The sequence below is a fragment of the Absicoccus porci genome (assembly GCF_003725415.1).
GTDB classification, from domain to species: Bacteria; Bacillota_I; Bacilli_A; order Erysipelotrichales; family Erysipelotrichaceae; genus Absicoccus; species Absicoccus porci.
Genome location: NZ_RJQC01000003.1, coordinates 168314 through 180290 on the forward strand (window position 1 = coordinate 168314; position 11977 = coordinate 180290).

Here is an 11977-nt window from a genome sequence, read left to right on the forward strand (position 1 = left end):
GGGAGTGCAGTAATGGGAAAGTATTTTGGAACAGATGGAGTTCGTGGAAGAGCCAATGAAGGCTTAACATTGGATATATCAATCAAGATTGGACAATATCTTGGTTGGTATTATAGTAAAAGTGGTCGTCATGCACGTATTTTAATTGGTAAAGATACGCGTTTGTCTGGCGATATGTTTGAACTGGGATTGTCTGCTGGTGCTACAAGTATGGGGGCCCAAGTCTATTTGTTGGGCGTATGTCCCACACCATCGATTAGTTATTTGATTCAAAAAGAACGTTTTGATTGCGGTATTATGGTTAGTGCTAGTCATAATCCTTACTATGATAATGGGATTAAAGTTTTTAATGATCGTGGCGAAAAGATGGAAGAATTCGTCTTACTGAAAATTGAAGATTATATGGATGGAAAAACACAATTACCATTGGCAACAGGTGATAAAATTGGTGAATTGATCGAATGGGAAGATGGTTTGGAAATCTATATGTCTTGGCTAAAAGAGACAGTTCCGGTTGATTTAACTGGTATGCATATTTGTGTGGATCTAGCGAATGGATCGGCTACGAGTACAGCGGCTGAAACCTTAGATGCGCTAGGTGCTACGGTCGAGGCTATCAATAACTCGCCAAATGGCATTAATATCAACAACAAATGTGGATCTACACATCCGGAAGGTTTACAACGTATCATGACAGAAAATGATTATGATATTGGCTTAGCTTTTGATGGTGATGCGGATCGTCTAATTATTTGTGACAGTGATGGTCGTTTGATGGATGGAGATTATATTTTATATATTTGTAGTCGCTATCTAAAATCAATCAACAAATTGAATAAAAATATGTGTGTTACGACCGTTATGGCTAACTTAGGACTTTACAAAGCATTGGATGCAAATAAAATTGATTACATTCAAACGCCAGTTGGTGATAAATATGTATTTGAAGAAATGCAGAATCATGATTATTGGATTGGTGGCGAACAAAGTGGTCACATTATTTTCTATGAACATGAAAAGACAGGTGATGGTTTATTTACCGCTTTACAGATATTGATGGTCATGAAGGAAACGGGTAAAACGTTACAAGAATTAAGCGAAGGTTTGTTTATCTATCCACAATTGTTAGAGAATGTAGAAGTCAAAGATAAAGAAAATGTTTTAAATGATGAAGCCTTGCAAAAAGTTATTCAAAGTGTTCAAGATGATTTAGGTGATGAAGGACGTATTCTTGTTCGTCCAAGTGGAACGGAACCATTGATTCGTGTCATGGTTGAAGCGAAAACGGATGAATTATGTAAAGAATATGTAGAACGTGTCGTTTCTTATATGCAGGAGCATGCGTTTTAAAAGGAGGGATGCATTTTGAAACGTGTAATATGTGTCGTAGAAGATGAAAAGGATCTGAATAATCTGGTGGCGCAATATTTACGTAAAGAAGGATATGAAGTTCGATCTTATTATACTTATGAAGAAGCGAATGCCCATGTAGCGGATGATGATGTTCATTTATGGATCTTAGATATCATGTTAGATGATAAATCCGGTTTTGATCTGATTGAAGAAATTCGTTTGCAGGGTCCAGAAATTCCGGTTATTTTCATGTCTGCACGTGATAAAGAATTTGATCGTATCATTGGCCTAGAAAAGGGTAGTGATGACTATATCACAAAGCCTTTTAGTCCAAAAGAATTGGTATTGCGAGTCAATAATATCATCAAGCGTGCGTATAAAGATGATAATAATCGAATCAGCATTGATGGATATGAACTGGATGAAGAACAACGTAAGATTTTTTATGAAAATCAAGAGATTGAATTGACGACAAAGGAATTTGATTTGTTGATGATGTTTATTAAAAATAAAGGAATTGCTTTTAGTCGTGATAAAATCTTGGAAAATGTCTGGGATGAAAACTATTTTGGATCGGATCGTGTCGTCGATGATACGTTGCGTCGTTTGCGTAAGAAATTGCCAAATTTGAATATTCATACCATTTATGGATATGGTTATCGGTTAGGATAAGATGAAAAAACTAACAGCAGGATTTCGAAAGCTATCTTTGACCCAGCAGATCATCATGATCATTTTCTTGTTCATTGTTTTCTTTTTTGCGTTTTTCTTTCTTTTCTTAAGTGGCAATATTGATCGTACCATTCGTCTACAAATGTATGATATGATGGAAAGCCGTCAAGAAGCGATCATTACCGTTTTGCAGTCGGATTCATCCGATGCTTTGAAACAGGACTACTTTGATTTTTCTGTAGATAAATATCAAGTAAACTGCATCGTGAAAAAGGATAAAGTACAGGTATTAAATACGAAATTTCATGATAAGACAGTACCAGGACTTGCCAATACGATCGTTAAGGAATCACAGAAAGTCAAGAAAGATGGGGATGTCCAGCAGGGTGTATATCAATATGGTGGCAGGCTTTATTATTATCGCATTCGTTTGGTGAAAACAAATGAGGGCAATGCCATTTTAGCAAGCTATATGGATGATACGTATTCGCAATCGCTACGGTTTTCTTTGGTTGATTCGACATTTGATTTGACAATTTTTGCTTATTTTGCGATGCTGTTGATCATGATGATTTGGGTCTATTCAATCATTCATCCATTGAATCAGATCAAATACTATATCGAACAAGTAAAAATGGGAAAAGATGTTGAATTGCATGTTAATCGTGAAGATGAAATTGGTGAAGTAGCGGATGCATTGGTCAATATGAAAGATGAATTGACGAAGCAAGAAAAAGCCAAAGAGGAAATGATTCATAACATCTCGCATGATTTGAAGACGCCAATCGCAACCATTAAATCATATGCAGAATCCATCAAGGATGGAATTTATCCATATGGAACAATGGAAAAAAGTGTGGATGTGATCATTGATAATGCGCAACGATTGGAAGATAAAGTACATAATCTTTTATATTTGAATCGAGTAGAGTATTTAATTACGAGTGATGCCGAAGGTGTCGTCACGAATATGAAAGATGTGGTAGAACAAGTTGTTTTGAATACGGCTGTTATTCGTAAAGATATTGAGATCCAAACAGATATGGAAGAAGTTTTCTTTGATGGCTTGTTGGAGTCTTGGCGAGTGACCATTGAGAATATCATGGAAAATGCTTTTCGATATGCGAAAACATATATTCGTATTGAATTGCACGAAGATGATCTAAAAATATCCAATGATGGACCAAAAATGGATGAAGATCGGATTGAAACGTTATTTCATCCTTATGAAAAGGGTGAAGGCGGTCGTTTTGGTCTTGGTTTATCCATTGTTGATAAGGTCGTGAAAGCTAATCATTATTATGTGAAGGGATACAATACGGATGATGGTGTTTGTTTTGAGATTTATCGGCCACATCCAAAAGTGAAGAAACAAACCAATCGTCGACGAAATTATCGGCAAAAGAACGATAAAGGAAATAAAAGAGGTTAAAAAGGATGAATACTTCATATTTTGAAGATTCATCTTTTTTTATGTGAGAGGGGGGGTGCGGACAAATTCTTGGACCGACGATGACAGGGAGGAAGAAAAATGTCGTTTACGGAGGAAGAAAAAAAGAAAGCACTTCAATTGTATGATGAAACTGGATCGATAGCTAAGGTAATTCATAAACTCGGATATCCAAGCAGACAAAATATGTATACTTGGATCAAGAATCGAGATATCGAAAAGAAACGCAAGAAATATGATGCTACAGATTCACCAGGGCACAGGCATCATCCATCATTAGAAATAAAACTTGAAATACTTCACCGTTGCTTTGAAGAAGGAGAAGACATAAAATCAATATCAGAAGAATACGGATATTCAAGGACGAGTATTTATAGTTGGAGAAAGCTGTATTTATCTGGAGGTGCAGCGGCGATAATGAATAAAAAGAAAGATTTGCCAAGAGGAACTTTGATCGTTAATGAAGATGCTGATAAGGGTTCCGATAATAATATTGAACTGGCAGCTAAGATAAGAGATCTGGAGCTAGAAAACGATATATTAAGACAGACAATAGAAATATTAAAAAAAGATCAGGGCATCGATCTGTTAAGACTGAAAAACGCAGAGAAGACAATGATAATCGATGCCCTAAGGAATAAATATGCATTGTCCCTGCTTCTTGCAAAACTTCAGATATCCAAGAGCAGTTACTTTTATCAGCACAAGATACAACAATCACCTTATAAATATGAGGCAATAAAGGTAAAAATTATTAAATTATTCAAAGAAAACAAGGAAAGATACGGTTATAGAAGGATCCATTCACTACTGAGAAAAGATAATATCATTGTATCTGAAAAAATAGTAAGACAAATCATGAAAGATAATAATCTAGTAGTAAAAGTCAGAAAACACAAGAAGTATAGCTCCTATCAAGGAGAAATAGGTGAAGCGGCAGAGAATATTATCAATAGAGATTTTCATTCAGAAAAACCCAGTGAAAAGGTGCTGACAGATATCACAGAATTCTCAATACCTGCAGGAAAAGTATATCTTTCACCAATAGTAGACTGTTTTGATGGAATGATACCAAGTTGGACAGTAAGTACCAACCCTAATGCAGATTTGGTCAATAGCATGTTGGATGATTATCATTCTAAGCTAAAAGAAGATGAGAAACCAATAGTTCATAGCGATCGGGGGGGTGTCATTACCGATGGCCTGGATGGATTAATAGAATGAATAAGTATGGATATACCAGAAGCATGTCTAAGAAAGGTTGCTCACCGGATAATTCGGCATGTGAAGGATTCTTTGGCAGGATGAAGAATGAGATGTTTTATGGCCGAAATTTTGTTGGTGTAACAATTGAAACGTTTGTAGAGATTATCAATGATTATATCATATGGTACAATACCAAAAGAATAAAGGCATCGTTGGGCTATTTGAGCCCTATGGAGTACAGGCAAAGTCTGGGACTAATTTGAAATAACAAGGTCCAAGAATTTGTCCGCACCCCCAACCCGTTTTAGGAAAAAAAAGATTCTAATTGAATGAAAGAAGGCATTCTGAATCATTGTCAGAATGCTTTTTTTGACAACTGTTTTATGCAGTATTATAATGAATCCATCAATGATGAAAAGGACATGAATAGAAGTCATGCAATTCAGAGAGAAGAATGGTTGGTGTGAATTCTTTGCGCAGATTTTTATTTACTCCCTTGGAGTTGCCCTCGAAAGAGTGTGCCGTAAGTTGGCGTTAACAACACACAAGGTGTACAGATTTTTCTGTAAATTAAGGTGGTACCGCGTTCACAACGTCCTTATTCAGGGCGTTTTTTTATTTAGGAGGAAACAAAATGGAACTTGTGAACTTTACTGAAGATGAACATTTAAAAACATTGAATCATTCTTGTGCGCATTTGATGGCGCAAGCTGTTCGTCATATTTGGCCAGATGCCAAATTCTGGGTTGGACCAGTTGTTGAAGAAGGATTCTATTACGATATGGATCTTGGTGATCATAACATTACCGACGAAGATTTAGATAAGATCACAAAAGAGATGAAGAAATGTGCGAAATCCGATAAGCGCATCGTTCGTCAGGAAATTACTCGAGAAGAAGCTTTAGAACGTTTTAAAGATGATCCATATAAAATTGATTTGATTACTCGTATGCCTGAAGGTACGAACATTTCCATGTATACGCAAGGTGATTTTACCGATTTATGTCGTGGACCTCATGTAGAGAGTACAAAGAAGTGTCGTTATTTTAAGTTGATGAAACATTCTGGTGCTTACTGGAAAGGTGATGTCAACAATAAAATGTTACAACGTATTTATGGTGTATGTTTCGATACAAAAGAAGATCTAGACAAATACCTGGAAGCTTTAGAGGAAGCAAAGAAACGTGATCACAAGAAAATTGGTCGTGAAATGGGCTTATTTATGATGTCTGAATTTGCACCTGGTATGCCATTCTTCCTTCCAGATGGAATGATCCTTCAAAGACAATTGGAAGAATATTGGCATGAAGAACATGTCAAAGAAGGATATCAATTTGTTCGTACTCCAATCATGATGTCAAAAGAATTGTGGGAGACATCCGGTCACTGGGGTCACTACAAACAGAATATGTATACTTCAAAAGTCGAAAATCGTGAATATGCGATCAAACCAATGAACTGTCCAGGTGCTGTCTTGGTTTACAACAACTCTTTGCATTCCTATAAAGATTTACCACTTCGATTAGCTGAAGAAGGACTTGTACATCGAAATGAAGCTTCTGGTGCCTTAAATGGATTGTTCCGTGTTCGTGAATTTACGCAAGATGATTCGCATATCTTTGTGACCGTTGATCAAATTGAAGATGAAGTAGGTCGTATCATTGCGTTGATTGATCGTATTTATAGTGTATTGGGATTAACTTACAATATTGAATTGTCCACTCGTCCAGAAAGCTATATTGGTGAATTAGATGTATGGGAAAAGAGTGAAAAAGCGTTGGCTGAAGCATGTCGTAAAGCAGGAAAAGACTTTGTCGTAAATCCTGGTGATGGTGCTTTCTATGGTCCAAAATTGGATTTCCATATCAAAGATAGTTTGGGACGTATCTGGCAATGTGGTACGGTTCAATTGGATATGAACTTACCTGGACGTTTTGGTGCTGTGTATGTGGATAAAGATGGTTCTCGTAAGACACCTATCATGTTGCATCGTGTTGTCTTTGGTTCATTCGAACGTTTTATTGGAATCTTGACTGAACATTTTGCTGGTCATTTCCCATTGTGGATGGCACCTCATCAATTGGTCGTCATTCCCGTTCATCAGGAAAAACATTTAGCGTATGCGAAGAAAGTACAAGAAGCTTTGAAAACCAAAGGATTACGTGTTGATTTAGATGATCGTAATGAAAAATTAGGTTATCGTGTCCGTGAAGCACAAATCAAACATATCAATTATCAATTGGTTGTTGGTGATGGTGAAATGGAAGCCAATACGGTAACGATTCGAAAGAGTGGTTCTCGTAAATCAGAAACGTTATCTTTGGAAGATGCAATTCAACGATTTGTTGCAGAAGTTGATAATAAAGAATTATTTAAAGCTGAATAGTGAATGATCAGATCCATTTTTATGGATCTGATTTTTTAAGCACTTTAGTGTTGACAGTGCTAAATGTTGTGATATACTACAGTTAGCAATTGAAATAGACAAGTGCTAAAAAGGAGGATGCTAGTATGATTAAACCTTTACATGATTTTGTTTTATTGAAAAAAGAAAAAGAAGAAAAGACTACCGCAAGTGGTATCATCTTGACGAGTGGCAAAGAAAAATCAAAATTTGCTGTCGTTGAAGAAATTGGATCTGGCGTTGAAAAACCAGATTATGCCAAGGGCGATAAAGTCTTATTTAAAGAATATGCCGGAACCAATATCAAAATTGATGACGAAGAATATGTCGTTATTAAAGATGAAGATATTATTGCAGTGAATCGATAGTATATAGGAGGAATAATTATGGCGAAAGAAGTACGTTTTTCAAAAGATGCTCGTGAAGCAATGCTTAATGGCGTAAATACATTAGCGAATGCAGTGCGTGTTACTTTAGGTCCTAAAGGACGTAATGTTGTATTGGAAAGAGAATATGGCAGTCCATTGATTACCAATGATGGTGTAAGTATTGCCAAAGAAATTGAATTGGAAGATCCATTTGAAAATATGGGTGCTAAATTGGTTTATGAAGTAGCCAATAAAACCAATGATACCGCTGGTGATGGTACAACAACAGCAACGATCCTAGCACAAAGCATGATTGAAAATGGTTTGCGTGCTGTAGAACGCGGTGCAAATCCTGTCTTGATGCGTGAAGGTATTGAGAAAGCATCAAAAGCAATTAGTGAATATATTTTGGAACATTCAAAGAAAGTTGAATCTTCAAAAGATATTGAAAGTGTTGCTACGATTTCAAGTGGTAATGAAGAAATTGGTAAGATCATTGCCCAAGCTATGGAAAAAGTAGGCCGTGATGGTGTTATCTCAACCGATGATTCGAATAGTTTTGAAACGACTCTAGAAATCAGTGAAGGTATGGAATATGACAAAGGATATGTTTCTCCATATATGGTTTCGGATCGTGAAAAAATGGAATGTGTCATGGAAAATCCATATGTTTTAGTTACCGATCAAAAGATCAATAATGTGCAAGAAATCTTACCTTTGTTGGAGCAAATCGTTCAATCCAACCGTAGTTTATTGATCATTGCGGATGATTTGGAAAATGAAGTTGTATCTACATTGGCATTGAATAAATTGCGTGGAACATTTAACGTAGTTGCAACGAAGGCGCCTGGATTTGGTGATAATCAAAAAGCACAATTGGAAGATATCGCTATTTTGACGGGTGCAACATTCTATTCAAAAGATTTGGATATGGATTTGAAAGATATGAAATTATCCGATCTTGGTACAGTAAAACGTTTGATCGTTAAGAAAGATAGCACAACGATGATTGGTGGTGCTGGCGATAAAGCAAAAGTTGCAGATCGTGTAAAGGAAATCGAAGCACAAATTGAAAATACCAAGAGTGAATACGATAAGAAACGTATGTCTGAACGTTTAGGTAAGTTATCTAATGGTGTTGCCGTCATCAAAGTTGGTGCTGCTACCGAAACAGAATTAAAAGAAAAGAAATTGCGTATTGAAGATGCATTGAACTCAACGCGTGCCGCTGTCAGTGAAGGTATCGTTGTTGGTGGTGGTGCTTGCCTTGTTAATGCATATGTTGCATTAAAGGATAAAGTACATTCAGATGTTGTAGATGTTCAAAAAGGTGTTAAATTAGTCTTCGATGCTTTGTTAGCTCCATTGGCACAAATTGCTGATAATGCTGGATTTAATAGTGAAGATATTGTTGAAAAACAAAAGACACAAGATACTGGTATTGGTTTTGATGCCAAAGCTGGTCAATGGGTAAACATGTTCGATGCTGGTATCATTGATCCTGCCAAAGTTACTCGTAATGCTTTGATCAATTCTACTAGTATTTCAGCATTGTTCATCACAACGGAAGTCGGCGTCGCAAAGATTCCTGAACCAGAACAACCTGCACCACAAGCTCCAGGAATGTATTAATCGATTCAAGAAGGACTCATTGAAATGAGTTCTTCTTTTTTTTATAATGTTTTCTGGTGATATATATATGAAAACAATTTGGATAGCAACTTCCAATCCACATAAAGTGGAAGAATTTCAAACCATGTTGGGACCCAATGTTGAAGTAAAAAGTATGAAAGATCTTGGACAAGAGGTTTCCATTGTGGAAGATGGAAAGACATTTGAAGAAAATGCATTAATTAAAGCACGAGCATTGTATAAGGTGATTCATCAGCCGGTCATCAGTGATGATTCGGGTTTAGAAGTTGATGCTCTGGATAAAAAACCAGGGGTACATTCAGCTCGTTGGATGGGTGAAGACACGCCGTATACGATTAAAAATCAAGCTATTATTGATGCTTTAAAGGATAAAAAAGATCGTTCGGCACGATTTGTTTGTGTGATTGCTTATATTGATGAAGATGGCAAAGAATATACGTATCGAGGAACGATTGAAGGACAAATCAATGATAAGATCGTTGGTGCAAATGGTTTTGGCTATGATCCTATTTTCTATTATCCTCCTTTTCATACAACAACGGCCAATGTGAGTGAAGAATTAAAGAATAGTGTTTCCCATCGAGGAAATGCCTTAAAGGCTTTCTTAGCTGATTGGGGTGATAAATTATGATTCATGTTGTATTGTATGAACCGGAAATACCAGGTAATACGGGAAATATTATTCGTACTTGTATGGCAACGAATAGTATCCTTCATTTGATTGAGCCTTTGGGATTTTCGTTAGATGAAAAACATCTACGTCGTGCTGGTATGGATTATGCGAAAGATTGTGATATTCGTATTCATAAGAATTGGGATGCTTTTGTGAAAGCCAATCCTGCGGATCATTATTATTATATGACACGTTATGGTAAAAAGGCGCCGAGTGAATTTGACTTTACAAAAGAAACAGGGGATATCTATCTAATATTAGGAAAAGAGAGTACGGGTATTGATCGTCGTATCTTAAAACATCATCAGGATACGTGTATGCGCTTGCCAATGGTGGCTCAAGCTCGTTCTTTAAATTTGTCAAATTGTGCAGCCATCATCGTTTATGAAGTGTTGCGACAATTAAATTATCCGGGATTATCAACGACCGAAGTTCTCAAGGGAGAGGATTTTTTGGACACGATTCCGGAATAATAGGTAGACAAAAGTTAAGAAATGACTAAATGTATATCATTTGTAAACGTTTGTCTATTTTGGGATTTTACTTTAAATATGGATTAAAATCACACATTTTTACATAATTTTTTGAAATCCCCTTTAAATAAAGGGGATATTTCAAAAAATGATTCCCAAAATTGTGTGAAACCTTTCCGGAATGATTCGGTGAAATTTGCGACAACCGGAAACTTATGATAACCTTGGAGATGTTTAAGAGGTGATTTAGATGAAATTTATCGAAAAACATAACAAACTACTTGCTGTAGCGTTATGTGCTGCCAGCATGGGTTCAGTTGCTCAAACCATCAAAGCATTTGAACTAAAACCAGGATGGCATGGCGAAGGTAAAAATCGTTACTATATTCAAGCTTCTGATCGTAAAGAGGCCACTGGATTGACCCAAGTTAACAACGACCTTTACTATTTCGATGAAAAAGGTGATATGCAATTTGGTTGGCAAACCGTTGCTAATAAAACATATTACTTCAAATCGAATGGTACAGCCGCTACAGGAAAGACCGTAGTCTCTGGCGAAACGTACAATTTTGAAAAAACAGGTACTTTACGTCAAGGTTGGTCTAAAGACAAAAAATCTTATTATGATGATAATGGTTTCAAGAAAACCAATGCTCTAGTTACAGATGGAGATTCAACATATTACTTTGATCAAGATGGTCAAGTAAAAACTGGTTGGGTTGAAATCGATGGACAAAAATACTATTTTGATGAAAATGGTAAACGTGTTACAAACACGGAAATGGATATTGATGGAACAACATATGCCTTCAATGAAGATGGTACATTGAAGACAGGTTGGTCGAATGATGGTAATGCTTATTTCCAAGATGGAACAAAGGTTACTGGATATCAACAAATTGATGGTAATGCTTATTTCTTCGGTGATGACGGTAATAAAGTTGTCAACGGTGAAAAAGTTGCCGATGAGTATTACACAGATGAAAATGGTGTAATTGTTGATACACAAACAGCTATTGATGAACGTGCTGCTGCTGAAGCTGCTCAAAAGGCTGCTGAAGAAGCTGCTGCTAAACAAGCTGCCGAAGAAGCTGCTGCACAACAACAAGCTGCCCAAGAACAAGCAGCACAAGAACAAGCTGCTGCACAACAACAGGCCGCTGCACAACAACAAGCTGCAGCGCAGCAACAAGCCACACAACAAGCTTCTACAACAACGAATACAGTATCAAATGCTGATACATCCAATACAGCATCGAATACAACAGTTGTTGATAACACAACAGCAAATACAAGTACAACTACAAATACAAGTACTGCAACGAACACAGCAACCAATACAAGTACTGCAACGAATACAAATACGGCTGCTAATACAAGTTCTACAACAACAAATACATCAACAAGTACAAATTCTTCAAAATCAGCTGCTATTGCTGCAGCCGCACTTTCACAAATCGGTGTTAGTCAAGACTGTACGATGTTAGTTACGAACTCTCTAGCTGCTGCTGGAATTAGTTTCCATGGATGGCCTGAAGATTATTTATCATTAGGTACCGTAACAAGTAACCCAGTGCCAGGTGATATCATTGTTTACCAAGGTCACGTTGCTGTTTATGTTGGTAATGGACAAGCTGTACATGGTGGATGGAATGGATCAACGACTGTTCTTACTTCAGTCAATTGTTCTCAACCATTTATCGCTTACGTTCATATTAACTAGTC

General features: G+C 36.7%; 11 protein-coding genes and 1 other annotated feature. All 11 genes read left to right on the plus strand.

The window, feature by feature from the left end; all coding sequences use genetic code 11:
- The first annotated feature begins 12 nt into the window (after positions 1-12).
- On the plus strand, positions 13-1350 hold the full coding sequence (glmM, locus tag EDX97_RS08910; RefSeq protein ID WP_128520814.1) for a phosphoglucosamine mutase: 1338 nt from the start codon (positions 13-15) through the stop codon (positions 1348-1350).
- A gap of 15 nt (positions 1351-1365) precedes the next feature.
- Positions 1366-2025 (plus strand): response regulator transcription factor, encoded by a 660-nt coding sequence (locus tag EDX97_RS08915; protein ID WP_128520815.1) that lies wholly within the window; start codon positions 1366-1368, stop codon positions 2023-2025.
- Between the two features lies 1 nt (position 2026).
- Complete coding sequence (locus EDX97_RS08920) at positions 2027-3457, plus strand: HAMP domain-containing sensor histidine kinase (RefSeq protein WP_128520816.1); 1431 nt, start codon at positions 2027-2029, stop codon at positions 3455-3457.
- Between the two features lie 99 nt (positions 3458-3556).
- Positions 3557-4699, plus strand: a complete 1143-nt coding sequence (locus EDX97_RS08925) for an IS3 family transposase (RefSeq protein ID WP_221175928.1) — start codon at positions 3557-3559, stop codon at positions 4697-4699.
- On the plus strand, positions 4696-4944 hold the full coding sequence (locus EDX97_RS11910; RefSeq protein WP_221175929.1) for an IS3 family transposase: 249 nt from the start codon (positions 4696-4698) through the stop codon (positions 4942-4944). Before EDX97_RS08925 ends, EDX97_RS11910 begins: the two co-directional genes overlap by 4 nt.
- A gap of 139 nt (positions 4945-5083) precedes the next feature.
- Positions 5084-5284 (plus strand) — a binding site (T-box leader).
- Positions 5285-5315: 31 nt separating this feature from the next.
- Positions 5316-7067, plus strand: a complete 1752-nt coding sequence (gene thrS / locus EDX97_RS08930; RefSeq protein WP_128520817.1) for a threonine--tRNA ligase — start codon at positions 5316-5318, stop codon at positions 7065-7067.
- 125 nt (positions 7068-7192) lie between these two features.
- Entirely contained in the window at positions 7193-7453 is a 261-nt protein-coding gene (locus EDX97_RS08935; RefSeq protein ID WP_128520818.1) for a co-chaperone GroES, read from the plus strand.
- Positions 7454-7471: 18 nt separating this feature from the next.
- Complete coding sequence (gene groL / locus EDX97_RS08940; protein ID WP_128520819.1) at positions 7472-9085, plus strand: chaperonin GroEL; 1614 nt, start codon at positions 7472-7474, stop codon at positions 9083-9085.
- 67 nt (positions 9086-9152) lie between these two features.
- Positions 9153-9737, plus strand: a complete 585-nt coding sequence (rdgB, locus tag EDX97_RS08945) for an RdgB/HAM1 family non-canonical purine NTP pyrophosphatase (protein ID WP_128520820.1) — start codon at positions 9153-9155, stop codon at positions 9735-9737.
- Positions 9734-10252 (plus strand): tRNA (cytidine(34)-2'-O)-methyltransferase, encoded by a 519-nt coding sequence (locus EDX97_RS08950; protein WP_128520821.1) that lies wholly within the window; start codon positions 9734-9736, stop codon positions 10250-10252. The genes rdgB and EDX97_RS08950 overlap by 4 nt, the downstream gene beginning before the upstream one ends.
- 250 nt (positions 10253-10502) lie before the next feature.
- Positions 10503-11975, plus strand: coding sequence for an NlpC/P60 family protein (locus EDX97_RS08955; RefSeq protein WP_221175930.1), 1473 nt, complete (start codon positions 10503-10505; stop codon positions 11973-11975).
- Positions 11976-11977 lie beyond the last annotated feature (2 nt).